The 25,142-nt window shown below is 70.9% G+C and carries 18 protein-coding genes and 1 pseudogene; 11 read left to right on the plus strand and 8 right to left on the minus strand.

Translation table 11 applies throughout. The features are described 5' to 3' along the window. The 4 genes and pseudogenes from BFF76_RS20780 to BFF76_RS20795 all read left to right on the plus strand — a co-directional run. A partial coding sequence (locus tag BFF76_RS20780; protein ID WP_065848812.1) for a flavin-containing monooxygenase occupies positions 1-1,555 on the plus strand: 1,555 nt, incomplete at its 5' end. Between the two features lie 150 nt (positions 1,556-1,705). Then, positions 1,706-2,188, plus strand: a complete 483-nt coding sequence (locus BFF76_RS20785; RefSeq protein ID WP_031096937.1) for an Lrp/AsnC family transcriptional regulator — start codon at positions 1,706-1,708, stop codon at positions 2,186-2,188. 66 nt (positions 2,189-2,254) lie between these two features. Beyond that, a pseudogene (locus BFF76_RS20790) lies at positions 2,255-2,943 on the plus strand (HAD family hydrolase). Between the two features lie 242 nt (positions 2,944-3,185). Beyond that, the gene (locus tag BFF76_RS20795; protein WP_053930529.1) at positions 3,186-4,358 is read left to right on the plus strand and encodes a serine/threonine-protein kinase; all 1,173 of its coding nucleotides are present in this window, start codon (positions 3,186-3,188) and stop codon (positions 4,356-4,358) included. Positions 4,359-4,367: 9 nt separating this feature from the next. On the opposite strand, the gene BFF76_RS20800 is transcribed toward BFF76_RS20795, so the two are convergent. Together BFF76_RS20800 and BFF76_RS20805 are read right to left on the minus strand one after the other, a co-directional pair. Continuing rightward, the gene (locus tag BFF76_RS20800) at positions 4,368-5,360 is read right to left on the minus strand and encodes an aldo/keto reductase (RefSeq protein WP_065848813.1); all 993 of its coding nucleotides are present in this window, start codon (positions 5,358-5,360) and stop codon (positions 4,368-4,370) included. Between the two features lie 51 nt (positions 5,361-5,411). After that, positions 5,412-6,329 carry a glycoside hydrolase family 16 protein gene (locus tag BFF76_RS20805; RefSeq protein ID WP_065848814.1) on the minus strand — a complete coding sequence of 306 codons (918 nt, stop codon included), beginning with the start codon at positions 6,327-6,329 and terminating at the stop codon, positions 5,412-5,414. Between the two features lie 190 nt (positions 6,330-6,519). On the opposite strand from BFF76_RS20805, the gene BFF76_RS20810 reads away from it, so the two are divergent. Further along, positions 6,520-7,044, plus strand: coding sequence for a DUF4232 domain-containing protein (locus BFF76_RS20810; RefSeq protein WP_031096948.1), 525 nt, complete (start codon positions 6,520-6,522; stop codon positions 7,042-7,044). A gap of 36 nt (positions 7,045-7,080) precedes the next feature. Continuing rightward, positions 7,081-7,746, plus strand: a complete 666-nt coding sequence (locus tag BFF76_RS20815) for a DNA polymerase ligase N-terminal domain-containing protein (protein WP_275935668.1) — start codon at positions 7,081-7,083, stop codon at positions 7,744-7,746. Between the two features lie 73 nt (positions 7,747-7,819). On the opposite strand, the gene BFF76_RS20820 is transcribed toward BFF76_RS20815, so the two are convergent. Further along, positions 7,820-8,509 carry a class F sortase gene (locus BFF76_RS20820; RefSeq protein ID WP_031096952.1) on the minus strand — a complete coding sequence of 230 codons (690 nt, stop codon included), beginning with the start codon at positions 8,507-8,509 and terminating at the stop codon, positions 7,820-7,822. A 120-nt stretch (positions 8,510-8,629) separates the two neighbouring features. Continuing rightward, positions 8,630-9,337: a hypothetical protein gene (locus BFF76_RS20825; RefSeq protein WP_065848815.1), complete on the minus strand. Its 708-nt coding sequence runs from the start codon at positions 9,335-9,337 to the stop codon at positions 8,630-8,632. Positions 9,338-10,094: 757 nt separating this feature from the next. Here BFF76_RS20825 and BFF76_RS34475 point away from each other — a divergent pair. After that, positions 10,095-10,223, plus strand: a complete 129-nt coding sequence (locus BFF76_RS34475; RefSeq protein WP_275935669.1) for a hypothetical protein — start codon at positions 10,095-10,097, stop codon at positions 10,221-10,223. A gap of 75 nt (positions 10,224-10,298) precedes the next feature. On the opposite strand, the gene BFF76_RS20830 is transcribed toward BFF76_RS34475, so the two are convergent. Beyond that, entirely contained in the window at positions 10,299-12,014 is a 1,716-nt protein-coding gene (locus BFF76_RS20830) for an FAD-dependent monooxygenase (protein ID WP_065848816.1), read from the minus strand. 122 nt (positions 12,015-12,136) lie between these two features. After that, positions 12,137-14,839 (minus strand): cellulose binding domain-containing protein, encoded by a 2,703-nt coding sequence (locus tag BFF76_RS20835; protein ID WP_381823125.1) that lies wholly within the window; start codon positions 14,837-14,839, stop codon positions 12,137-12,139. A gap of 777 nt (positions 14,840-15,616) precedes the next feature. Between BFF76_RS20835 and BFF76_RS20840 the strand changes: the two genes are divergently transcribed. From BFF76_RS20840 to BFF76_RS20855, 4 genes are all read left to right on the plus strand, one after another. Next, positions 15,617-15,844: a hypothetical protein gene (locus BFF76_RS20840; protein ID WP_031100216.1), complete on the plus strand. Its 228-nt coding sequence runs from the start codon at positions 15,617-15,619 to the stop codon at positions 15,842-15,844. Between the two features lie 83 nt (positions 15,845-15,927). Further along, entirely contained in the window at positions 15,928-16,734 is an 807-nt protein-coding gene (locus BFF76_RS20845; protein WP_065848817.1) for an HlyD family efflux transporter periplasmic adaptor subunit, read from the plus strand. Beyond that, complete coding sequence (locus BFF76_RS20850) at positions 16,731-19,004, plus strand: NHLP family bacteriocin export ABC transporter peptidase/permease/ATPase subunit (RefSeq protein ID WP_079122441.1); 2,274 nt, start codon at positions 16,731-16,733, stop codon at positions 19,002-19,004. The genes BFF76_RS20845 and BFF76_RS20850 overlap by 4 nt, the downstream gene beginning before the upstream one ends. Position 19,005: 1 nt before the next feature. Beyond that, positions 19,006-21,864 (plus strand): NHLP bacteriocin export ABC transporter permease/ATPase subunit, encoded by a 2,859-nt coding sequence (locus BFF76_RS20855; RefSeq protein WP_065848819.1) that lies wholly within the window; start codon positions 19,006-19,008, stop codon positions 21,862-21,864. Positions 21,865-21,925: 61 nt separating this feature from the next. Here BFF76_RS20855 and BFF76_RS20860 read toward each other — a convergent pair whose 3' ends face one another. Together BFF76_RS20860 and tkt are read right to left on the minus strand one after the other, a co-directional pair. Continuing rightward, positions 21,926-22,666: a hypothetical protein gene (locus BFF76_RS20860; RefSeq protein WP_065848820.1), complete on the minus strand. Its 741-nt coding sequence runs from the start codon at positions 22,664-22,666 to the stop codon at positions 21,926-21,928. A gap of 91 nt (positions 22,667-22,757) precedes the next feature. Further along, positions 22,758-24,938 carry a transketolase gene (gene tkt, locus BFF76_RS20865; RefSeq protein WP_031100209.1) on the minus strand — a complete coding sequence of 727 codons (2,181 nt, stop codon included), beginning with the start codon at positions 24,936-24,938 and terminating at the stop codon, positions 22,758-22,760. Positions 24,939-25,142 lie beyond the last annotated feature (204 nt).

The following is a 25,142-nucleotide window of genomic DNA, read 5'->3' on the forward strand; positions in this document are numbered from 1 at the left end:
GCGCCAGGCGGGCGTACGGTCGATCCGGGTGATCGAGAAGGGCGGGGACTTCGGCGGCACCTGGTACTGGAACCGGTATCCGGGCATCCACTGCGACATCGACTCCTACACCTACATGCCTCTGCTGGAGGAGGTCGGCTACGTCCCGAAGTGGAAGTACGCCCCGGGCGAGGAGATCCGCGAACACGCGCAGGCCATCGCGCGGCACTTCGGCCTGTACCGCGACGCCTGCTTCCAGACCGAGGCCACGGAACTGCGCTGGGACGACGGCGCGTCGGAGTGGACGGTCACCACGGACCGCGGCGACCGCATCAGGGCCCGCTACGTGGTGGTGTCCAGCGGGACGCTCAGCCAGGCGAAGCTGCCCGGCATTCCTGGCATCGAGACCTTCGAGGGCCACACCTTCCACACCAGCCGGTGGGACTACGCGTACACCGGAGGCGACCAGGACGGCGGCCTGGTGGGGCTCGCAGACAAGCGAGTGGCGCTCATCGGCACCGGTGCCACGGCCGTCCAGGTCGTGCCGCACCTCGCAGCCGACGCGCTGCGGGTGCACGTGTTCCAGCGCACGCCCTCCTCGGTCGACGTCCGCGACAACCAGCCCACCGACCCCGAGTGGGCGAAGTCGCTCCGGCCGGGCTGGCAGCGGCGGCGCATGGAGAACTTCCTCGAGGTCGTCACCGGCAAGGCGGCCGGCGAGGACCTGGTGAACGACGCCTGGACCAGCACAGCCCGCCTGCAGGAGAAGCTGATCCCGACCGATGCGTACGCGGATGTTCCTGCCGAGGAGCGCGAACGGGCGTACGAGATAGCCGACTTCCAGAAGATGAACGAGATCCGCGCCCGTGTGGACGCCCTCGTGGAGGACAGCGGGACGGCCGAGAAGCTCAAGCCGTGGTACCGCTACATGTGCAAGCGGCCCACGTTCAGCGACCACTACCTCCAGGCCTTCAACCGCCCCAACGTCACTCTCGTCGACACCGCGGACAGCCACGGGGTCGAACGCATCACCCGTAACTCCGTGGTGGTCGGTGGCGTCGAGTACGAGGTCGACTGCATCATCTTCGCCACCGGGTTCGAGGTCGGCATCTCCGGTGTGATGTCGGGGAAGCTGCCGGTGTACGGGCGGGGCGGGGTGTCCCTGCTGGAGTCCTGGGCCGAGGGTCCGAAGACGCTCCACGGGTTCTACAGCCACGGCTTCCCGAACTTCTTCCAGCTGGGTCCGCTGCAGAACGCCAGCGCCGTCAACTACGTCCACATCCTCGACGAGCAGGCCACGCACGTCGCCGAGGTCGTCGCCGAGTCCGGCAGGCGCCGGGCCCGGCACATCGAGCCGACCGTCGAGGCGCAGGAGGAGTGGGTGGCCACGATCCGCCGGAAGGCTCCGAGCCTGCACGCGTTCCAGGCGGAGTGCACCCCCGGGTACTACAACAACGAGGGCAGGCCTCGGGCGCGCAGCGAGTCCTTCGGCGACGGTCCGGTCGCCTTCCACGAACTGCTGAGGAACTGGCGCGAGGGCGACGGCATGAACGACGTGCTGGCCGAGGCGGAGTAAAGGGACGAGCCGCCCCACCCCCGGACTCCTGACCGGCGGCGAGCACGTGCCCGGTCAGGAGTCGGCGCGCCGTCCCCGGGGCGGACCTCGTCGCGCCGTTCTGGGTACAGTCGGGCGACGGATCACCGACCAGGAGGAGCACACCCGGACATGGCGGTGGACGCCCTCGACACCCGCATCCTGCGGCTGCTCATCGAGCAGCCGCGCACCAGTGTGCGCGAGTACGCGCGCATCCTCGGCGTCGCACGCGGCACCCTTCAGGCCCGGCTGGACCGTCTGGAGCGGGACGGGGTGATCACGGGCACGGGCCCGGCCCTGTCGCCCGCAGCCCTGGGGCACCCCGTCCTGGCCTTCGTCCACCTGGAGGTCACCCAGGGGCATCTGGACGAGGTGGGCGACGCGCTCGCCGCCGTCCCGGAGATCATCGAGGTCTTCTCGACCACCGGGGGCGGCGACCTCCTGACCCGCGTAGTGGCCCGCGACAACGGGCATCTGGAGGACGTGATCCAGCAGTTGATCCAGCTTCCCGGCGTGGTCAGGACCCGGACCGAGGTGGCTCTGCGCGAACGTGTGGCGCACCGGGTCCTGCCTCTGGTCGAGGCGGTGGGCAGGGCGGTGGGCGGCGCCGGCTGACTCCGGCTCGAGGCGGTGGGGACGGTGGCCGGTGCCGGCTGATCACCGTCGGGCATGCTGGAGGCCATGAAGACCCCGCACCTCCCGGCACCGTCCGTCCTCTTCGACCTCGACGGCACCCTCGTCGACAGCGAGCCGAACTACTACGAGGCGGGGCGCCGGCTCCTCGCCCGCTACGGTGTGCGGGACTTCAGCTGGGAGAACCACACCCGCTTCATCGGGATCGGTACCCGTGAGACCCTCACCGTCCTGCGCGAGAGTACGGGATAGCGGCGCCGGTCGACGAGCTGCTGGCAGGCAAGAACGCCCTCTACCTGGAGCTCGCCGGGACGTCGACAGCCGCCTTCCCGGAGATGCGCGCCCTCGTCGAGCGGCTGCACGGGGACGGGGTGCCGATGGCCGTGGCGTCCGGGTCGTCCAGGGCGGCGATCGCGGCCACGCTCGAGGTCACGGGGCTGGACGCGTACCTGCCCCTCTTCGTCTCCGCGGAGGAGGTGGCGCACGGCAAGCCGGAGCCCGATGTGTTCCTGGAGGCGGCGCGGCGGCTCGGCGTCGCGCCGGACTCGTGCGTGGTCCTGGAGGATGCCGCCCCGGGCGTGCGGGCAGCGCATGCGGCGGGAATGCGCTGTGTGGCGGTCCCCGACACCGAAGCGACGGCGGACGGCCCGGTGTTCGGGCGGGCGGAGCTGCTGTTCCCGGGCGGGCAGGCCGAATTCACCGCCGCGGCCGTGCTCGACTGGCTCGCCACCGGGTGAGAACAGGCCGGTCCGGCAAACCGATTGGCCGGATTCGGCATCCATGGCTCCGGCCGGGCGAGCGGAGGCCCGGGGGACGGATATCCTGATCAAGCCGCGCACCCCCACGCACCGTACCGAGGCGATGAGCCCGTTGAGGTCGCCGCCGCGGCTGTCGGAGCGGGCCACAAAATCGAGATTGGTGTGCACAGGTGCTGGTTGCTGGACGGTACCGGCTGATATCCCCCATCGGCCGTGGTGGTATGGGCGAGGTGTGGCGCGCCACGGACGAAGTGCTGGGGCGCGCCGTGGCGGTGAAGCTGCTGCTGGGCGACCAGGCCGATGCCTCGTCGACCGCGCGCTTCCGCCTGGAGGCGCAGACCGCGGCACGTCTGAGCCACCCTCACCTGGTGGCCGTGTTCGACTTCGGCTCCTGGGAGGACCGCTTCTATCTGGTGATGGAGCTGGTCGAGGGCAGGAGCCTCGGTGATCTGCTGGAGGCCCAGGAGACGGTCCATCCCGAGCAGGTCGCCCTGATCGCCGGCCAGGCCGCCGCAGGTCTGGCAGCGGCGCACCGCCAGGGCATCGTCCACCGCGACATCAAGCCCGGCAACCTGATGCTTGATGCCGACGGGTCCGTGAAGATCGGGGACTTCGGTATAGCCCAGTTCGTCGACGACCCCTCGACGGCGCTGACCACGGCCGGCCACATCGTCGGTACGAGTCTGTATCTGGCGCCCGAGCGGGCCCTCGGGCGTACAGCCGACTCCGCGTCGGACATGTACTCCCTCGGCTGTGTCATCTACCAGCTTCTGGCAGGGCAGCCGCCGTTCCGCTCGGACACGGCGACCGCGACGCTCTACCAGCACGTGGACACGCCTCCGGTGCCGGTCAGGCAGCGGGGCGTGGATGTCTCCCCCGCGTTCGATTCGTATCTGCTGGGCCTACTGGCGAAGCAGCCCGAGGACCGGCCGACCGCGCAGCAGGTGTCCGACTGGTTCCGTACGGACGCCTGGCGCGGGCGGCCCGAGCCACTGCCGCAGCACACACCGGCCCCCCAGCGTCCCGCTGCCCCGGCCGCCGCCTCACCGGCCCCGGCTCCGGGTTCCGTACCCGGCGCCGGGGGCGTGTCGACGTACCGGCTGCCGCAGGCCACCGGGCGCAGACGGGCCGCGCCCGCACCCCGGGCGTCCAGACCGGCCTCGACGCGCCGGATCAGCACAGGTGAGGCCATCCGCCGCCGCCCCCGCGTGGCGAGCGCCGTGGCCGGAGCGATCGCCTTCCTCGCGGCGGTGTATCTGGGCACGGTCCTCTTCGCACCGGACACCGGAGCGGCGGACACACCGGATCCGGGCCCCTCCCCGACGGCCGGGCTCGAATCGCCCGCGCCGGGCGGGTCCGTGCCCGATCCCGGTCAGGACGACGAGGACGACTGAGCCCTCGGCTCACCAGCGCGGGTGGACCTCCGCGCGGATCCGGCGGTCGTACAGGTCGCGCACCGCGTCCAGGGTCCTCTGCGAGAGCGGCGGGAGTGCGGCGGCCGACGCGTTCACGCGGGCCTGCTCCGTCGAACGCGCACCGGGGATGACGCTGGTGACACCGGGCTGCTGGATGATCCAGCGCAGCGCGGTCTGCGCCGGGGTGGCACCTTCCGGAGCGAGCCCGGCGAACTCCGCGGCGGCGGCCACACCGGTCGCGTAGTCGACTCCGGAGAACGTCTCGCCCTGGTCGAACGCCTCGCCGTGTCGGTTGTACGTGCGGTGGTCCTCGGGAGCGAAGACCGTGTCCGCGGTGTACCTGCCGGACAGCAGCCCCGAGGCGAGCGGGACACGCGCGATGATGCCGACGCCGGCTTCGACGGCGGCCGGGAGCACGTCGTCGAGCGGCTTGAGGCGGAACGGGTTGAGGATGATCTGGACACTGGCGACGCCGGGCCTGGCGATGGCCGTGAGTGCCTCGGCACACGTTTCGACGCTCACGGCGTAGGCGGCGATCCGCTGCTCGGCGACCAGCGTGTCGAGGGCGTCGTACACGGCGTCCGAGGAGTAGACGGCCGTGGGCGGGCAGTGCAGCTGCACGAGGTCGAGGGTGTCGACGCCGAGGTTGGTGCGCGAGCGGTCGTTCCAGGTGCGGAAGTTGTCCAGTACGTAGTTCTCCGGAAGCTGTTCCGCACGCCGGCCCATCTTGGTGGCGACGAGGATGCCGGCGTCCGGGCGGTCCTTCAGATAGCGGCCGATGAGCTGTTCGCTGCGGCCGTCGCCGTACACGTCGGCGGTGTCGAAGAAGGTGACTCCCGCCTCGACGGCGGCGTCGAGGACGCCGAAGGCGTCCGCCTCCCGCACCTCACCCCAGTCCCCGCCCAGCTGCCAGGTGCCCTGTCCTACGACCGATACGTCACGGCCGGTCCTGCCGAGTGTGCGCTGCTCCATACGGATCATGCTACGTCGGCGCACGGGACCGGCGGCGTGGGCCGCCGGTCCCGCCCGGAGTCAGTCGCCGGTGGTCACGCGCACGTAGTCGACGACGAGCTGTTGCGGGAAGCTGGTGCTGCCGTCCGGGTCGCCGGGCCAGTAGCCGCCGACGGCGAGGTTGAGGATGAGGAAGAACGGCTTGTCGAACACCCAGGCGTTGCCGTTGAGGTCCGCGGGTGTCCTTCGCTGGTAGACGGTGCCGTCGACGGACCAGGTGACGGAGTCGGGGGCCCAGTCCACCGCGAAGGTGTGGAAGTCGTCGGCGAAGGCGGCTCCGCCGGGGAGGGTGTAGCCGGCGCCGATGCCACCCGAGCCGGAGTAGCCGGGGCCGTGCAGGGTGCCGTGGACGGTGCCTGGTTCGAAGCCGACGTTCTCCATGATGTCGATCTCACCGCTGTTGGGCCAGCCGACGCTTCCGATGTCGGCGCCGAGCATCCAGAAGGCGGGCCATATGCCCTGTCCGCGCGGGATCTTCATCCGGCTCTCGACGTGTCCGTACGTCGCGGTGAACTTGCCGGAGGTGTTGAGGCGGGAGGAGGTGTACTCGCAGGTGCCGTACCAGCACTGGTAGTTGCCGGGGTTCTCCTTGCGCGCGGTGATGACGAGGTTGCCCTGGCCGTCGAGTGCGGCGTTGTCGTTTCCGGCCGTGTAGTACTGACGCTCGTGGTTGTTGACGTTGTCGCCGGTCTCCGTCAGCCATTTCCCGCCGTCGACGGCGGAGCCCGCGGGCCCGTCGAACTCGTCGGCGAAGGCAACGGCCGCCGTACGCGAAGCCGTGGAGGACGCAGCCGTGTGGGGGTCGGGTGCGGCCGAGGCTCCGGCGGGCAGCGCGGTCATGACCACGGAGCAGCAGAGCAGGGAGAGGGCGGCGTACAGCGTCGCGCGGCGCCTCTTCGAGGCACGGGGCACGGCGGGGTGGGGGGAAGGCACAGTCACCACATCATTTCTGTGGGGAGATGAAAGTCATGTGCATGACAGATAGCGCCGAGAGGTGAACACGTGACGCGCCCGCCCCAGGCGTATCTTTCAACTCTTGATTTAAGGCAGTGGCCCGAGGTCCGTCAAGGATCTGGTCCAGACCGGGCGGGTACGGGTAGAAGTCACCGCAGCGGGGAACGGACAACTCATGCGCATCCGTATCGAAGCCGTCCTTCCCGCAGCCCTGGTCCTGTCCTTCGCCCTGACGGCTCCGGCCGGCGCGACGGCCTCCTCCTCCCCCGCGCCGGCCCTTCCCACTTGCAGGGAAAGCGGCCTGGAGGTCGCCGCAGCCGCCTCGGACCGGCCGGCAACAGTGCGGATCAGCGTGACCAACAACGGGCGGCAGGCCTGCGCAGTCGACCGCATCCCCACGGTCGTCTTCGGTGATCTGGACGGCCCCGCACTGCCGGTGCCCGACGGCGAGAGCGGTCCCTACCGGGTGCCGGCCGGTGGCTCCGTCCACGCGGTGGTGCGCACCCTGGACCCCGCGGCCACGGAGCTTCGTGTGGTGGACCGACTGACGGTCGCCGGGGACCCCGCGCACCGCGGGCGGACCTTCGACGCCGCCTCGCTGGGGGCGCCGGACGGGATCCGGGTCTGGGAGCCGGTGACGACCTGGTGGCACCGTTCGAGCGCGGCGGCCGACGCGGCACTCGACCGGTACACCGGCTGACCGGCCTCTCCGCGCGGCCCGCACACCGCCTCCGCCATGCGTCGCGCGCCCGGCGGCGGCACAGTGGAGACATGGGCTGTGCGGGGCTCGCGCGGCCTCGGGCGGGCAGGCGTGCATCGTCCGGCCGCACCGGCGGAAGGATCAGTCGTGGACAGCGAGAGCACACGGCGTTTCGTGGTGCAGATCCACGACGCCCGGCGTATGCATTTCGACTTCCGACTCGAGGTCGACGGCGTCCTGAAGTCCTGGGCCGTTCCGCGTGGCCCGTCGGACAATCCGAGCGACAAACGGCTGGCGGTGCCGACGGAGGACCATCCTCTGACCTATCGCGAGTTCGAGGGCGTCATCCCGCGGGACGAGCAGGGAAGCGGCACCGTGATCGTCTGGGACCAGGGCACCTACAGCCCGACCAGCCACGACCTCGCGGGCGCACCCGTCCCCTTCGCCGAGTCCCTGGAGCGCGGACACGCCACGTTCCGCCTCGACGGGACCAAGCTGCACGGCGAGTTCGCGCTCACCCGCTTCCACGTCGACGACGAGGACGGGGCCCGCAGCCCGGAGGCCTGGCTGCTGATCAAGGCCAACGACCGGCAGGCGGTCCACGACCGGCCCGGTACCCCCGACCCCTACCACGCCCGCTCGGCCCGCACCGGCCGCACGCTGCACCAGGTCGCCGTGGCGGAGCGGGAGAAGGCCCACTGAGGACGCACACCGAGACCGGCCTGCCGTAGGGGCGGCGCCGTGGCGCCGCCCCTACGAGCGGGCAGGGACTGCCTCAGGTGTTCTTGGTGGCGGCCAGGTGGGCGAACACCACCACGTTGTCCTCGTAGTCCTTCTTCTTCTTGTCGTAGACGCCGCCGCAGGTGATCAGCCGAAGCTGAGCGGTGCCGTTGTCCGCGTACACGCGCTTGCTCGGGAATTCCGCCTTGCTGAACGTCTCGACCTCATCGACCTTGAACGTGGCGACGGCGCCGTCCTTGCGGGTGATATCCACCGTGCTGCCCGCCTTGAGCGTGCTGAGGAGCAGGAACACGGCGGGGCCGGTCTTGGTGTCGACGTGCCCGGCGACCACCGAGGTGCCGGGCTCACCGGGAGTGGCGCCGTCCTTGAACCAGCCCGCCAGATTCGGGTCGTTCGCGGGCGGCGCGTCCAACTGCCCCGAGGAGCCGATCGACAGGGGCGTGAAGGGGGCGTCGACCGCGATCGACTTGATCGAGATCCGCTCGGGCTCGGACCGGGGCAGCTCACGCGGAGCGGTGGACGCGGGCGCCGACGGGGCGGGCGAGGCGGGAGCCGAGGTCGCGGGGAGGGACACCACGGCGGGGGCCGGCGGGACTCCCGCCGACGCGTCGAAGGAGTTGTAGACGAGGAGGAAGCCCAGCCCCACCGCCGCGACGGGCCACAGCAGGGAACGGCCGAGGGCAGGGGAGGCGGAGTCGGGTTCGGACGGCTGCGGGTCGGCCATGCTCATGCTGCCTTTCGCGTACGAGAGGGACGGACGGCTGTACGGGGAAAATCGGCGCGGCCACCGCCCGGAAACGGACGGCGGCCACGACACGGTCATTCAGCGGTGCTGGGACGCCGGTCAGGCGGCCGCGGCACCCGAGGCGTTACGGCGGCGCAGCTTGTACGCGGCGGCACCCAGGCCACCGAGCATCAGAACCGAACCTGCGGCCAGACCGCTGCCGGAGAGCGCCATCGCTCCACCGCCGGTGTGGACACCGCCCTCGGGCTTCTCGTGCTTCCAGGTCTTCTCGCTGTCCATGCCGCTGCCGGAACCGGACTCCTTGTCCTTCTCCCAGTCATCGGCCGACACGCCGGCCAGCGCGCCGCCACCGGCGTGCACACCACCCTCGGGCTTGTCGTGCTTCCACGAGTCCGGCTTCTCACGGTGGTCGTTCTTGCCGGAACCGGACTCCTCGTCCTTCTCCCAGTCGTCAGCCGACACGCCGGCCAGCGCGCCGCCACCGGCGTGCACACCACCCTCGGGCTTGTCGTGCTTCCACGAGTCCGGCTTCTCACGGTGGTCGTTCTTGCCGGAACCGGACTCCTCGTCCTTCTCCCAGTCATCGGCCGACACGCCGGCCAGCGCGCCGCCACCGGCGTGCACACCACCCTCGGGCTTGTCGTACTTCCACGAGTCCGGCTTCTCACGGTGGTCGTTGCTGCCGGCGGAGGAGCCGCTGTCCTTCTCCCAGTCGTCCGCCGAGGTCATGGCGTATGCGGCGGGGACGGAGACCGCGAGGACCGCCGTGACGGCGGCCGATGCGAACAGGGTGCGGGCAGAGCGCATTGGATACACAGTCCTTTCGCCACCCCCGCGCTGGCCGGCTGGTTGTCGGCTCATGGGATCACGGGTGCGACGTGATCCACCGTCAGCCGAAATCCGGAGGCGCACCACTCGGGAGGGCCGCAATCGAGCGACACGGTGGGCTCATCGTGTGACAGGGGGCCGGATGTCACCCGTTGGACGGCACGCCACGCCGGGATGAGGTTTGGGCAGAGATGATCATCGGTGTATGGGGGCTTCCGAGGTGCTCGCAGGATCGCCGCATGAACGACACCGCATCCGGAGGCTCCTGCTCCCCCGGCCGCGGGGGGACTGACAGCCCGTCCGGAACCGCCGCGCCCGCCCCTGCGGCGGAGGCGGACCGGCAGGCCGGGTGGCACGGGCGGATCCACCGGAGGGGCTCGCCCCCTCTCCGTCCCCCAGGAGCCGGGCGGGGGACGACGGGACAACGTGGGTGCGGCCACCCCGTACCGGCCGGTGACGAAGCGGGTGGCCGTCGCTGCGCCGGATCGCCTGCTGCGGGGTCACAGCGACGAGTTCTACACCGACGCGGTCCCGGGTACAGATGCCGGTTCCCTGGCAGTGGCTACGCGGGCCGGCCGCGAGGGTCACCATGACCGGCGGTGCACTCTCCTGACGGCTTCCACTGGTCTCGGCCTCGCCACGATCATCCCGGACAACGGCGTGACCGCGATCAAGGTCGGCGACGTCGACGGCGTCAAGCTCGCCGGACTCCTCGTCGACGCCGGTGAAACCCGGAGTGAAGTTCCACGACCTGCTCGTCGTCTCCCTCGGCGGCCAGGGACAGTACGACCACGTCATCAACAACACCGGCTCCCCCACATCCGGTACGTCGACGATCCCGTCCCAGGTGGTGTCCTTTCCCTGAGGCGGGGTGAGGTGGGCGGAGCCTCACCCACCGTACGAAGCGGGGCCCGGCAGTGCGTCAATGCCGGGCCCCGCTTCACGTTTCGAGGAGCATCGCCAGATGGGCGGGCAGTTCCGGTCCGTCCGCCGGGACGCCGCACAGTCCGAGATAGCCGTCGGGCCGTACGAGGAACGCCTCACCGCCCCGCGCGCCGTACGCACGGCGGAACTCGCCGAGGGAATCGTGCACGGCGGGTGTGCGCAGCGAGGGGGCGCGTACGCCGGAGCCGAGCACCGCGCAGGTGTCGAGCATGCCGTGCCCGGCGTCCCGGGCCGCCGTCGCGACCTCGTCGAACGCCACGGTCCCGTCCTCATGGTCCGCGTAGAGCAGCAGCGTGTGCTCCCGTTCCCTCAGCAGGGTGAACAGCCGTACAGGGAAGGCGCCCAGGGCGTACCGGAGACCACCGCAGTCCGGTGCGCGGTCGCCGGGGGCCGGGCCGTCGTGGGCCGGGCCGTCGTGGACCGGGCCGTCGTGGACCGGGCCGTCGTGGACCGGGCCGTCGTGGGCCGGGCCGTCGTGGGCCGGGCCACCCGGTCCCACGATCGGGCTGCCCCGGTAGCCGAGGAGCAGTTGCGCCTCGCGGAGCAGCATCGTCGCGGGGTCTTCCGCTTCCGCCCCCAGGCCGGCCCGTGCGTGGCGGAGTGTCCGCGCCACCACCTCCTCGCCGACCGGCCGGCGTTCGGCGTCGTAGCTCGCCAGCAGTCCAGGACCCGCGTGGCCCCGGACGGCCGCGGCGAGCTTCCACGCCAGGTTGAACGCGTCCTGGACCCCGGTGTTCATGCCCTGGGCGCCCGTGGGCGGATGGATGTGGGCGGCGTCCCCGGCCACGAAGACCCGCCCCGCGCCGTAGCGGTCGACGATCCGGTGGCTGATGCGGAAGACCGAGGACCAGCGCAGCGAGGTCGCGGTCGTGGGCCGGGGTGACAGCCGGTCGAGCACCGCCTGGATGTGTTCGATCCCGGGCAGTGGCGCCACTCCACCGCTCAGGCCGTGTACCACCCCGCCGGCATCTGCCCCTGCCGCCCGGGAGAGTTCGGGTGGTGTGTGCATCGACATCCGGTAGCGGCGGTCGCCGGGCAGCGGGATGCACACGAGGAGGTCGTCGGTCCGGCCGTCGACCACGTGGGTGGCGCGGATGCCGTACCCGTCCGGCAGGTCCCAGTCGACCTCGACGTCACCAAGCATGTACTCCTCCGGGAGCGCGCCGCCTTCGAAGGACAGACCGAGGCCCTTGCGTACGACGCTGTGGGCACCGTCGCAGCCCAGGAGGTAGCGGGCGGTCACTTCCTCCCTGCTCCCTTCCTCCCTGCTCCCGCCGGGGGAAGTGGAAAGGACCGCCCTGACCTCGCCCAGGTCCTGTTCGAACGAGATGAGTTCGGTGCTTCGTTCGACGTGCCCTCCCCGGCGCCGCAGGAGCTCCTCGAGGAGGCGCTCGGTCTCGTACTGCGGGAGGGCGGCGAAGCCGTAAGGAACCTCCGGGGGCACTTCCAGGTCGATCCGCGCCCGTTCCTCCCCGTTGATGTAGAGCAGTTGTCCCCGCATCGGGACAGCCGCCTCCAGGGCCTCGCGGATCATGCCCATCCGGTCCCAGATCTCCAGTGTCCGGGGCTGGACCCCCACGGCCCTGGCGTACGGCAGCCGTCCGGGGAGCCGGTCGACGACCCGGCACGAGACCCCGCGCCGGCACAGTTCGGCCGCTGCCGTGAGACCGACCGGACCCGCACCTGCGATCAGCACGTCGACGTCCACCACGGGTACCTCCGAGGGCGAGAGCGGTCACTCCAATGCAGCACACCGTGGGCGGTATGTCCATTTCACGCTCCCGCCCCTTACTGCGGGCCGGCGCGACCCCTCCCCGCGCCGGCCCGCAGGCGTCAGCCGACGGAGCAGGCCTCACCGCCCAGCGTGAACCCGTCCGGCTCGGTGCCGGCACCGGTCGACGTACCGGTGAAGCCGAAGCCCGCCGAGGAGCCCGGGGCCACCTTGCCGTTCCAGCCGACGTTCGTCGCGGTCACCTTCGCCCCTGCCTGCTGATGGGAGGCGTTCCACATCTGCGTGACCTTCTGGTCCCCGGGGAACGACCAGCCGAGCTGCCAGCCGTCGTAGGCCGCGGCGCCGGTGTTGGTGACCGTCACCTCGGCCTGGAAGCCGCCGGACCACTGGTTGGTGACCGTGTACGTCACCTTGCAGGCGGCCTCCTCCGGACCGGGGCCGGGATCCGGATCGGGGCCGGGGTCCGTGCCTCCGCCGTCGCTGTCCGGGGATTCGCCGACCTGGATGCCCCGGCCGTTCGTCGAGACGTACACCCGGCCGGAGACCCGTGGGTCCCCGGTGATCGCCGCGCCGGTCCAGGCCCACTGGTGCGCGTCGTCGTTGATCCGTGTCCAGTTGGCGCCCGCGTCCGTCGACCGGAAGATGCCGCGCACCCCGCCGATCTTCGCGCTGACGAAGACGGTCTGGTACGAGGCCCCGGTGGCAGCCTTGCCGAAGCCGACGCTGTCGGCCTGTTCCACACCGGAGAACTTGGTGAAGGTCGCGCCGGAGTCGGTGGAGCGCCAGAGCCCGTACGCACCGGTCGAGGCGCCGCCCGCGAGCCAGATGTCACCCTCCGCGCCGGGGAGCACCTTGAAACGGACGTTGCCTTCGGCGGGGAGACCGGTCGCCTTCGCGGTGAACGTGGCTCCGCCGTCGGTGGACACGTAGAAGGTGCCGGCCTTGAACCCGTAGAACTTCTTCGGGTTCTTCCGGTCCGACTCGACCGTGGCACCCGCGGGGATTCCGGTGGAGGCGGTCCAGGAGTTGCCGTAACCGGTGGTCCGGTGGACGGCCGCGCCGTCGGGGCTCCAGACGAATCCGCTGCCGTCCGCCGCTGCGGCGACCGTGCCGCCGCCGGTGACGCCGGAGGGTTCGGAACCCTGGAACCAGTTGGCGCCGTTGTCGGTGGAGAAGCCGATGTGCGGGGCGGCGTCGGCGTTGCCGACGCGTACGACCGTACCGGGAGCCGTCTCCGCGAAGTCCAGGCTGGTGGTCGAGTCAAGGTTCGGCGAGGTGAACATCATGGCGGGCACCGCGTCGAGGTCCGTGTGCCGGAAGCCTCCGATGTCACCGAGGGCGCTCAGCAGCGGCGCGCCCGAGGGCGGGCTCGCCAGGTCGTTGACGGCCGTCTCCTCCAGGCCCTTGACCATGGGTGTGATCCTGAACTGCCCGCCGGAGTCCCAGGACGTGAGGTTCTCGGTGCCGTAGACCGTCGCGCCCGTGCCGTACATCATGCGGTCGGAGTCGAACGGGTCGATCTCCAGGGACTCCGTCATCCAGCCCAGCTTGGGCGCGGTCTCCGGCGGGGACGGGTTGGCACCCCAGCTGAGCCAGGGCACCGAGGAGACGTCCAGTGTGTAGCGGTCCGAACGGTTCGGATAGCTGGTGTAGTCCCAGGCCTTCGTCCAGGTGGCACCGCTGTCCGTCGAGCGGAAGATCTGGGTGTCGGGCCACCAGGAGCTGTAGGCGGTCGCCATCAGGGTGCCGGGCTTCTGCCGGTCGACGGAGAGGCCGCTGAAGCCGTAGTAGGTGTCGGCCTCCGCGACGGGGCTGACGTCCTTCCATGCGCCCGACTCCGTGTCGTACCGCCAGATCCGCCCCTTGGCGCCGTCGTACGGGCCGCCCGTGTCACTCAGCGTCAGATAGAGGTGGCCCGTCTCCGAATCGAGTACGCCCTTGTGCGCGAGGTAGCCCGTCGGCTGACCGGCGATCCGGGACCAGGTGCCGCCGCCGTCCGTGGAGCGGTAGACGGTGTTCTCCTTGTCGGCGACCCCGACGTAGATGTCCTGGGTGGCGCTGCCGGCGCTGCCGGAGCGTTCGTCGAAGGTCACCCACACGATGCCCTGGTTGTCGTTGCCGTATCCGCTGGTGTCGGACGGGTCCTGCGCGTAGTTGCCGGGGTTCGGGAAGGCGGTCACCTCCGACCAGGTGACCCCCGAGTCGGCGGACCGCCACAGGCCGTTGCCACTGGGTGCGCCCAGGTACAGCACGGAGTTCTTGTTCGGGTCGACCGCGAGCCGCTCCCCCATGCCGCGCCCCGGCATGTTGCCGCCGATCTTGAAGGGAAGCGTGGCCGCCTTCCAGGAGGCGCCGCGGTCCGAGGAACGCAGGACCGCTCCGTTCGTCGGGTCCCAGCTGTTGGTGTACGTGCCGACAGCGGCGTACACCTTGTCGGGGTCGGCCGCGTCGGAGGCGAGGCTCGCCACCCCGGACCAGCCCCACCGGTCCCAGTCCACCCAGTCCAGCAACGGTGTCCACCGCTTGCCCGCCTGGTCCCAGCGGTAGGCGCCACCGATGTCGGTGCGCGCGTAGGCGAGGTTCTTCTCGGAACGGTTGAAGACGATGCCCGGCACGAAGCCACCGCCGTCGATTCGTGCGTTCTTCCAGGTGTAGGTGTCCGCCGCGACGGACACCTCCGATGCTTCGGCCGCGGCGGGCCCGTCGGCCGGGCGAGCCGCGGCCGGGGTGCCGGTGACCGACAACCCGGCGGTGAGGGCAAGTGCCGCCAGTAGGGCGGCGATTGGTCTGGTGCTCAAGCGCACGAAAACGTCCTCTCCGAGCTGGTCCGCCGCACAGCGGCGGTACGGGGCTGACACAGAGATGGGAGCGCTCCCATAGCATCCCGATGGTAGCGCCGGGTGTCGCCCGCGAGAAGGGTGATGCAGCCGTTTCATCGGATGAATCGCGCCGCTCCCTGCACACCACCGCCCGTCCGGCCCACACGAGCGCCCGCGTGAACCGCCCGCACCACGCTGCGCGGCCGGGACGGACGGCACACCTTCTCCACAGAGCCGGAGTTCGGGTGACCGGATGGACACGCGAACTCGTGAAGTGCTCCATAAACACGCCGCCCATTCACCGGAAACCCACTCGCACCAAATGCGAGTCGTGCTCATCTTTTACAAGCACATGAATATCGACCTTCCGAGACCCTCCGTCGGCCCGCACTCCCGCGGCATGTAATTACGAGGGGCCGCCGAATCAGGGAAACCTGCACACGGCATGCGCACACCGATCACGCGACCTGGAACGGAACCGCAGGTCCGGGCGGGTCAACGGGTGGATTCGGGCGAGAGTGCCCTACTTGGGAGACGTTAAGTTGCGACGACTCGGAATTCGTCCGGTGAAGCTCGTGAAGGATCTGCCGCCACGGAATGACCACTTCTCCACGTAAGCGGGAGTCAGCGGCGGCACAACGACAGATCCACCGCAGTTCGATTGGCTGTACGAGGCGCAGGCGTGCTTTGATCCTGGGCCATACGGAGGCTGCACCACGGGTTTCCGTATATAAGCAATTTCCACACGAAGGGCTCCTCATCATGAACTACACCCCCCAGGTCGAGACCGCCGAGATCTCCGACAGCGACCTCGACAACGTCTCGGGCGGCCTCGTCGGCGGCCTCGTCGGCAACGTCACGGGCACCGTTGAGGGCATCGTCCCGGTCGCCGGCGCCGTCGGCTCGGTCACCGGTCTCGTCGAGGGCGCCACCGGCGTGAACACGGGCGCGGTCACCGGCCTGGCCACCGGCCTCACCGCCGGTCTCTGAGACACGGCAGGACCCCGCCGAGCCCCGGAACCCGACGGTTCCGGGGCTCGGTGCCGACCGCTGACAGTTGAGGGAAGAGTTCCGTGCAGTTCCGCCAACAGGCCCTTTCCAAGCTGCAGTCGCCCGAACAGCTCGATCTTCCGGTGCGCTTCGCCCGGCCCCAGGGCCTGCTCGTCCTCTGCGTCACCGTCGCCGTGATGGCCGCCGCCTGCTTCTGGGCCGTGACGGGTTCCGTGGCCAGCACCCTCGACGCGCCCGGCATCCTCACGCACTCCCGCGGCAGTTACATCCTGCAGAGCCCGGTCGCCGGACAGATCACCGAGGTCCTGGCCGACGAGGGCGAGACCCTGCCCCGGAACGCCCCGCTGCTCAAGGTCCGTACGGAGCAGGGCGAGCGCGTCGTCCGTACGATCGACGCGGGCCGGCTCACCTCGGTGACCGCCACGATCGGCGCGGTGGTCGCCACCGGTGCGGATGTGGCGAGCGTCGAGCGGATCGACGGAGCCGGCGATCCCCTTGTCGTCCTGCTGTACGTCTCCGGCAGCAGCGCCCCGTCGGTCCCGGTGGGCGCTTCCGTCGACCTCACCGTCCAGTCCGTACCCGCCCAGCAGTACGGCGTGCTGCGCGGCAAGGTGGCTGCGGTCGGCAGGACCGCGCAGACACAGCAGCAGATCACCCGCTTCCTCGGCGACGCCCAGCTCGGTGAGCAGTTCTCCCGGCACGGCAGGCCGTTGGCGGTCCTGGTGAGGATCGAACGCTCGGACTCCACCGAGTCCGGCTACCGGTGGTCCTCGGCCGAGGGGCCTCCTTACACGGTCGGCTCCATGACCCTGGCCACCGGCTCCGTCCGTCTCGCCGACCAGCGCCCGATCGATTGGCTGCTCCCGTGACCGCACCGCACCCGTCCCCCACCGCCCAGCAGCTGCCGCCCGCGGGCCGGGGCAGGCACCGCCCGGAGGGAGCCCCGGGCAACAGGCGACGGTCACGCTCCGCGCCCAGGCCCAGGCGGACGAAGACGGTACGCACCCCCACCGTGCTCCAGATGGAGGCCCTGGAGTGCGGTGCGGCGTCGCTGGCGATGGTGCTCGCCCACTACGGACGCCATGTGCCGCTGGAGGAACTGCGGATCGCCTGCGGCGTCTCGCGCGACGGCTCTCGCGCCAGCAACGTACTGAAGGCGGCCCGTAGTTACGGCCTCCAGGCCAAGGGCATGCAGATGGAGCCGGCGGCCCTCGCGGAGGTCCAGGCACCCGCGATCCTGTTCTGGGAGTTCAATCACTACGTCGTGTACGACGGTGCGGGGCGCCGCCTGGGACGGAGGGGCGTGCACATCAACGACCCCGACAAGGGTCGCCGGTTCGTGCCCACCGAGGACTTCGACACCAGCTTCACCGGGGTCGTCCTCGTCCTCGAGCCCGGCGCGGACTTCGAGCGCGGCGGCCGGAAGCCCGGTGTCATGGCCGCGCTGCCGGCCCGGCTGCGCGGAACCACGGGCACGATGCTGGTCGCCCTGCTCGCCAGCCTGCTGCTGGTGGCCGTCGGCGCGACGCTCCCGGCGCTGAGCCGTACCTATATCGACATGTTCATGATTGGTGAACAGACCTCGCTGCTGGGCGTGCTGTTCGCCGCGATGGGCACCATGGTGGCGCTCACCGTCGTACTGACCTGGCTGCAGCAGGCGAATCTCCTGCGTGGGCGCATCATCTCCTCCACACTCGGCAGCGCGCGCTTCTTCCGGCACCTGCTCCGGCTGCCGGTCACCTTCTTCTCCCAGCGCAGTCCGGCCGACCTCGTCCAGCGGCTGCAGTCGAACGACGCCGTGGCCGAGACGCTCGCCCGGGATCTCACCGCGGCCGGTGTGGACGGCATCGTCGTCCTCCTCTACGCGTTCCTGCTGTGGACGTACGACCCCCAGCTGACGGTCATCGGGGTGGGTATCGCGCTGCTCAACGTGGTCGCGATGCGCATCGTCGTACGGCTGCGGGCCACCGGCACCCAGAAGCTGCGGGCGGACAGCGCACGGCTGACCAACACCTCGTACACCGGTCTCCAGCTGATCGAGACGATGAAGGCCACGGGCGGCGAGAACGGCTACTTCCGCCGCTGGGCCGGGCAGCACGCGACGACGCTGGAGGAGCAGCAGCGCCTCGGGGTGCCGAGTGCCTGGCTGGGCGTCGTCGCCCCCGCCCTCGCCACGGTGAACAGCGCGCTGATCCTGTGGATCGGCGGGCTGCGGGCCGTCGAGGGGCACATCTCGATCGGTCTGCTCGTCGCCTTCCAGGCGCTGGTGACCCGCTTCACCGCGCCGGTGACCCGGCTCAACGGGGTGGCGGGCCGGGTCCAGGACTTCGCGGCCGACGTGGCCCGTCTCAAGGACGTGGAGAACTTCCCCGTCGACGCGCTGTACTCCCGCCCGGAGCCGGCCGCGAGCACCCGCCGGCTCAAGGGCCATGTGACGCTGGAGGACATCACCTTCGGCTACAGCCCGCTCGACAAGCCGCTGCTCACCGGATTCTCCCTGTCCGTGGGCCCCGGGCAGCAGGTGGCGCTCGTCGGCGGGTCCGGCAGCGGCAAGTCGACGGTCTCGCGGCTCATTTCAGGGCTGTACAGCCCGTGGCAGGGCACGATCCGCATCGACGGGCAGCGCCTGGAGGACATACCCAGGGGCGCTCTGGCCGCGTCCGTGTCCTTCGTCGACCAGGACGTCTTCCTCTTCGAGGGGACGGTCCGGGACAACGTGGCGCTGTGGGACCCCTCGGTCCCGGACGAGGCCGTGACCGAGGCCCTGCGGGACGCCGCCCTGTACGACGTCGTCGCCCGCCGCCCCCGTGGCATCCACAGCAGGGTGGAGCAGGACGGGCGGAACTTCTCCGGCGGGCAGCGCCAGCGCCTGGAGATCGCCCGGGCCCTCGTGCGCCGCCCGAGCATCCTGGTGCTGGACGAGGTCACCAGCGCGCTGGACGCCGAGACGGAGCGGATCATCATCGACAACCTCCGGCGGCGCGGCTGTGCCTGCGTCGTGATCGCGCACCGGCTGAGCACGGTGCGCGACAGCGACGAGATCGTGGTCCTGGACCACGGGACCGTCGTGGAACGCGGCCGGCACGAGACCCTGGTGGCCGCGGGTGGCCCTTACGCCGATCTCGTCAGGGAGCACTGACATGGCATCCGTTCATCCCCTCGCGGGCACGGAGGCGCCCGGGCAGGACCCGGTCATCGGCGCGCTGGGAGCTCTCGGCGAGCCGGTCGACTGCACCGGGCTGCGGAGTCTCTCGCTGGAGGGGCCCCAGGTGTTGTGGCTGGTCGTGGGCGGCGCCCTCGACCTGTTCGCGGTGGACGCGGCGGCGCAGGGGCACTGGCACTTCCTCGGCAGGCTCGAGCCGGGAACGCTCGTGCTGGGTCCGGTCGAGGGCCCGCAGCACACCCTGGTCGGCCGGCCCCTGCAGGACTGTGTGCTGCGCCGGATCGCGTTGCGTGAGCTGTACCGGCCGGAGTACGCCGGCCAGGAGGCGTACGAGGCGCAGTACCGCAGCCACTACGACACCGGTGACGCCACGCTGAGTCTCCTGGAGCACGCCTTCTCCCTCGGTGTGGGCCGCAGCCGGCGGGTGCTGTTCGAAGCCCCGCTGGACGGGCGGACCACTTTCGAGGGAACGGTCGGCGACGACGACATCCTGTGGCTGCCGGTATCGCCGGGAAGCGTGCAGTACGGCGCCGCCTTCAGCGCCGAGGCGGCGGGTGACCTGCTCGTGGACCCGGCGATGTGGCAGGGGATGGTCAATCAGCAGTACCGCCTGCTGTCGGCGCTGGACCGCTGGATCGAACAGCTTGAGCGCGCCCACGAGGACCGGACCGCGGCCGGTCTCAAGGCCGGCGAGGCCGTCCGCAAGGAGGCCGACCACGCCCTGCTGACCTCGATTAGCCGGTCCGGGAGGGGCGCGTCGGCCGCGAAGGGGGCCTCGGACGACGCCGTGTACGCGGCATGCCGTCTGGTGGCCCGGGATTCAGGGATCGTACTCGCGGAGCCCGCGACGGGCGGGGCGGTGAGCGACCGGGTCGACCCGGTCGAGCGCGTCGCGGTCGCCTCGCGCATCCGCACCCGCGCGGTTCGGCTCGACGGTCGCTGGTGGCGGGAGAACTCCGGGCCGCTGGTGGGCATGAGGGCAGCGTCCGGTGCGCCGGTCGCCCTGCTCTGGCGCCGTGGCCGCTACGAGGCGGTCAACCCGCTGACCGGGCGGCGCGCCCGCGTCGACAGCGCCTGTGCCCAGGAGTTCGACGAGCGCGCCGTGATGTTCTACCGGCCGCTTCCGGAGAAGCCGTTGAGCAGGAGGCAGCTGCTGCGCTTCGGTCTGTTCGGCACGCGGGGCGACCTGCGGAACCTGGTGCTGGCCGGGCTGGTGACGGTCGCGCTGGGGTCACTGGTGCCGATCGCCACCGGCAAGGTGCTCGGCGTGTACGTGCCCAACGCCCAGAACGCGCTGATCGTGCAGGTGTCGCTGGCCGTCATCATCTCCGGTGTCGTCTCGGCTGCCTTCATGCTGCTGCAGAACCTCACGATCCTGCGGATGGAGGGGCGGATCGAGAGCACGCTCCAGCCAGCGGTCTGGGACCGGCTGCTGCGGCTGCCGACGAAGTTCTTCACCGGGCGTTCCACCGGAGAACTGGCGAGCGCGGCGATGGGGGTGAGCTCCATCCGCCGGGTGCTGTCCGGCACCGGCCCCGTCGTGGTGCAGGCGGGCACGCTCGGGGCGATGAATCTGGGGCTGCTGCTCTGGTTCAGCGTCCCGCTGGCGCTCACGGCCGTCGCGATGCTGGTGGTCATCGCCGGGGTGTTCCTGGCCATGGGCATGTGGGAGCTCCGCTGGCAGCGCCGGCTGATCGTGCTGGGGAACAAGCTGAACAACCAGGCGTTCCAGACACTGCGGGGGCTGCCCAAGCTGCGGGTCGCGGCGGCTGAGAGCTTCGCGTACGGGGCGTGGGCGGCGGAGTTCGCCCGCAGCCGTGAGCTGCAGAAGCGGGCAGGCAGGATCAAGAATCTGACGACGGTCCTCAACGCCGTCTACCTGCCGCTGTGTTCGCTGATCATCTTCGTCCTGCTGGCGGGACCGGCGAAGGGTTCCCTGACGGCCGGTGAGTTCCTGACCTTCAACACGTCCGTGACGATGCTGCTGACCGCCGTCACCCAGCTCACCGGGGCGTTCGTGTCGGCGGCCGCAGTGCTGCCGATGTTCGAGCAGATCAAGCCGGTGCTCGACGAGGCCCCCGAGGTGCGCGGCGCCAGCACCCAGCCGGGCGTGCTGTCCGGGGGGATCGAGGCCAGGGGTGTGTCCTTCCGCTATTCCGACGACGGTCCCGTCGTCCTGGACGAGGTGTCGCTGACCGTACGGCCGGGCGAGTTCGTCGCGATCGTGGGCCCCAGCGGATGCGGCAAGTCGACGCTGCTGAGGCTCCTCATCGGCTTCGACAAGCCGGTCTCGGGCAGCGTCCTGTACGACGGTCAGGATCTGACGGCGCTCGACCAGGCAGCCGTGCGCCGTCAGTGCGGGGTCGTCCTGCAGAACGCCCAGCCGCTGGCCGGATCGATCCTGGACTGCATCTGCGGCGCCGAGGTCTTCACCCAGGAGGAGGCGTGGGAGGCCGCCGCGATGGCGGGGCTGGCCGAGGACATCAAGCGCATGCCGATGGGGCTGCACACGATGATCTCCGGCGGCGGCTCGATCTCCGGCGGTCAGCGCCAGCGGCTGATGATCGCCCAGGCGCTGGTCCGGCGGCCCCGCATCCTGTTCTTCGACGAGGCGACCAGCGCGCTCGACAACGAGACCCAGCGCACCGTCATCGAGAGCACCAGGTCCCTGAAGGCCACCCGTGTGGTGATCGCGCACCGGCTGTCCACGGTCATGGACGCCGATCGCGTGATCGTGATGGCGGACGGTCGTGTCGTCCAGGAGGGACCGCCCGCCGAGCTCCTCGCGGACACGAGCGGGCAGCTCCATGAACTGGTGCGGCGTCAGATGGGCTAGTCAGGGGCTGCCGGCGTGCAGCCGCCGGTGCGACCTCTGCGGGCCGGGCCGGTCCTGCGGCTCAGGAGTGACAGAGCAGGTCGAGGACGACGGCCTCGGCGTCGAGGCCGTCGAGATAGCGGTTGGCCTGTTCCCAGTGGCCGTCCGTGTCCGCGTCCGTCCACGAGCCGTCGAGCGTGACCACTGCGAAGCCGGGCACGGCGCACCGGACCGCCCACAGCCGTTCTTCCTCGTGTTCCTGCGCGAAGTACGCGACCGGGTCGCCGGTGAGGAACGACATGTCGAAGTGCGGGTCTCCCGCGACCGCCCGCCGGGCCACGTCCTGCACCAGCGGCTGGGCCAGGTGCTCCTCCCTGGCGTCCGCCATGGAGTACCTCTCGGGCTCGGCCTCGTGGCGGGCGGCGAAGTCGGAGAACGGGCGGGCCGGCGGGTGTGTCGCCGTCAGCTCGGTCCAAGCGGTGAGCAGGGCGTCATGCGTGCGCGCCGCTCGTTCCCGCATACCGTCGAAGTCGAGCAGACCCCGGGGCCCGCCATAGCACTCCAGCGGTCCGAGGGCATCGAGGGCGGCCTTCCTGCGAGGTACGGTCGAGGCCGTGACGAGCCTGCGGTCGCCGTCGTGCTGAGGCATCACGAGGTAGGCGTTGCCCGGGCTGGAGTGGATGGTCCAGCGGTCCCAGTGACCGACCGGATTCCATCCCTCGGTGAGGTTGGCGTCGTAGGGCGCCATGGCGGCGGCTATCGCCCGTGGAAGCTTCCGAGGAGCGGTCGGAGGCAGGCACACGGTGACGATGAACTTGGTCATGCCCGGGAGCGTAAGCCCTGGTAGTCCGCCGGTGCGGCTGTCACCTCGTCGGACTCGTTGTCCCCGGCAGGCGGCGGGGCGGTCCGGGCCCTCAGGTCCTCCGTCCGCCCGGCCTGGGGGGCTCCACCGCGTCGCGGATGCTGGCGCGGGCGGCTGCGGCGACCGCTTCGGCGGTGATGCCGAACTCCTCGTACAGCCGCTCGTAGTCGGCGGAAGCGCCGTAGTGCTCCAGGCTGACGATCCGGCCGGCGTCGCCGACCACCTCGCGCCAGCCCTGGCCGACGGCGGCCTCGACGCTGACGCGGGCGCGTACGTCGGGCGGCAGCACCTCGTCCTGGTAGGACAGCGGCTGCTCGGCGAACCATTCGCGGCAGGGCATCGAGACCACCCGTACGGCCAGCCCCTCGTCGACCAGCAGTTTGCGGGCGTCGAGAGCGATGTGGACCTCGGACCCCGTCGCCACGAGGATGACGTCGGGGGCGGTTCCGGAAGCCTCCACGAGGACGTACGCGCCGCGTGCCGCTTCCGCGGCCGGGGCGTGGACACCGTCGGCGCGGTCGAGCACCGGAAGGTTCTGCCGGGTCAGGACGAGACCGGCGGGGCGGTCGGTGTGCTCCAGGATCGTCCGCCAGCATGTGGTGGTCTCGTTTGCGTCGCCGGGACGTACGACGTCGAGGCCGGGGATCGCGCGCAGGGCGGCCAGGTGTTCGACGGGCTGGTGGGTGGGACCGTCCTCGCCCAGTCCGATCGAGTCGTGGGTCCACACGTAGGTGGCGGGCAGCTTCATCAGGGCGGCGAGGCGCACCGCGGGACGCATGTAGTCGCTGAACGTGAGGAACGTGCCGCCGTAGGGGCGTGTCAGGCTCTGCAGCGCGATGCCGTTGAGTACGGCGCCCATGGCGTGCTCACGGATGCCGAAGTGCAGGGTCCGCCCGTAGGGGCCTCCGGCGAACTCGGTCGTCTGCCGGTCGGCGGGGACGAACGAGGGCTCGCCGTCCATGGTCGTGTTGTTGCTGCCCGCGAGGTCCGCGGAGCCGCCCCACAGCTCGGGCAGGACCGGTGCGAGAGCGGTGAGCACTTGGCCGGACGCCTTGCGGGTGGCCATGCCCTTCGCGTCGGCCGGGAAGTCGGGCAGGGCGTCGGTCCAGCCGTCGGGCAGTTCCTGTTCCCGCAGCCGGTCCAGCAGGGCCGCCCGCTCCGGGCTGGCGGTGCGCCAGTCCTCGTAGGTCCGCTGCCAGCGGTCCCGCGCGTCCTTGCCCCGTTCCCCGACCGCCCGGGTGTGGGCGAGGACCTCGTCCTCGACGGGGAAGTACGACTCGGGGTCGAAGCCGAGGAGCCGCTTGGTTCCGGCGACCTCCTCGTCCCCCAGGGCCGCCCCGTGGGCCTTGCCGGTGTTCCTCTTCGTCGGTGCGGGCCAGCCGATGATCGTGCGCAGCATGATCATCGAGGGCCGGTCCTGCTCCGCCCTCGCGGTCTCGATCGCGGCGAGCAGTGCGTCGACGTCCTCGACGTAGTCGCCCGTACGGGTCCAGTCCACGGTCTGCACGTGCCAGCCGTACGCGGCGAAGCGGGCCGGCACGTCCTCGCTGAAGGAGATGTCGGTGTCGTCCTCGATGGAGATGTGGTTGGAGTCGTAGAACGCGATCAGGTTGCCCAGCCTCTGATGGCCGGCCAGCGACGCGGCCTCGGACGCGACTCCCTCCATCATGTCGCCGTCGGACGCCAGCACGTACACGTGGTGGTCGAAGGGGCTGGCGCCCGGCGCGGCGTCCGGGTCGAGCAGTCCCCTCTCCCTGCGTGCCGCCATCGCCATCCCCACAGCGGCGCCCATCCCCTGGCCCAGCGGGCCCGTGGTGATCTCGACGCCGCGGGTGTGCCGGTACTCCGGGTGGCCGGGTGTCGCCGAGTCCCAGGTCCGCAGCGCCTTCAGATCGTCCATCTCCAGGCCGTAGCCGGCCAGGTAGAGCTGGATGTAGAGGGTGAGGCTGGTGTGGCCGCACGAGAGGACGAAACGGTCCCTGCCCAGCCACTGGTCGTCTGCGGGGTCGTGCCGCATGACCTGCTGGAACAGCAGGTAGGCGAGCGGCGCCAGACTCATCGCCGTACCGGGGTGGCCGTTGCCGGTCTTCTGTACGGCGTCCGCGGCGAGCACCCGTACGGTGTCCACCGCGCGCAGGTCCACGTCGCTCCACCCGGCCCGCCCGGCCACGGGGAGGGCGAGCCCGGGGTCGCGGGACGCGGTGCTGCCGGAAGAGGATCGCTCGGGCGCCATGGTGTTGTCTCCCTCGGATGTCGCTTCTCGGTACGACGGGGCCGGCCGGCGCGGCTCGCCACCCTCGCATCCTCCGTTCCCGCGTCGCCCTCCGCACCCGGAGCGGGCTCGGCTGCGCGGCAGGTATCTCGCGGTGCAGCCAAGGAGCGGGTGCGAGGCGCGTACCCCGCCGTCCGGTCGCCTACCCCCGCCGGTGGCCGGCAG

The sequence above is a fragment of the Streptomyces mutomycini genome (assembly GCF_001700505.1).
Classification (GTDB): domain Bacteria; phylum Actinomycetota; class Actinomycetes; order Streptomycetales; family Streptomycetaceae; genus Streptomyces; species Streptomyces mutomycini.

Coding starts and splice junctions, on each gene's coding strand:
- BFF76_RS20825 (WP_065848815.1), bottom strand. CDS start 9,337: ATGCGCTCTGCCCGCACCCTGTTCGCATCGGCCGCCGTCACGGCGGTC.
- BFF76_RS20815 (WP_275935668.1), top strand. CDS start 7,081: ATGCGTCGCGCGCCCGGCGGCGGCACAGTGGAGACATGGGCTGTGCGG.
- BFF76_RS20860 (WP_065848820.1), bottom strand. CDS start 22,666: ATGACCAAGTTCATCGTCACCGTGTGCCTGCCTCCGACCGCTCCTCGG.
- BFF76_RS20820 (WP_031096952.1), bottom strand. CDS start 8,509: ATGGCCGACCCGCAGCCGTCCGAACCCGACTCCGCCTCCCCTGCCCTC.
- tkt (WP_031100209.1), bottom strand. CDS start 24,938: ATGGCGCCCGAGCGATCCTCTTCCGGCAGCACCGCGTCCCGCGACCCC.
- BFF76_RS20795 (WP_053930529.1), top strand. CDS start 3,186: ATGGGCGAGGTGTGGCGCGCCACGGACGAAGTGCTGGGGCGCGCCGTG.
- BFF76_RS20785 (WP_031096937.1), top strand. CDS start 1,706: ATGGCGGTGGACGCCCTCGACACCCGCATCCTGCGGCTGCTCATCGAG.
- BFF76_RS20840 (WP_031100216.1), top strand. CDS start 15,617: ATGAACTACACCCCCCAGGTCGAGACCGCCGAGATCTCCGACAGCGAC.
- BFF76_RS20855 (WP_065848819.1), top strand. CDS start 19,006: ATGGCATCCGTTCATCCCCTCGCGGGCACGGAGGCGCCCGGGCAGGAC.
- BFF76_RS20800 (WP_065848813.1), bottom strand. CDS start 5,360: ATGATCCGTATGGAGCAGCGCACACTCGGCAGGACCGGCCGTGACGTA.
- BFF76_RS20810 (WP_031096948.1), top strand. CDS start 6,520: ATGCGCATCCGTATCGAAGCCGTCCTTCCCGCAGCCCTGGTCCTGTCC.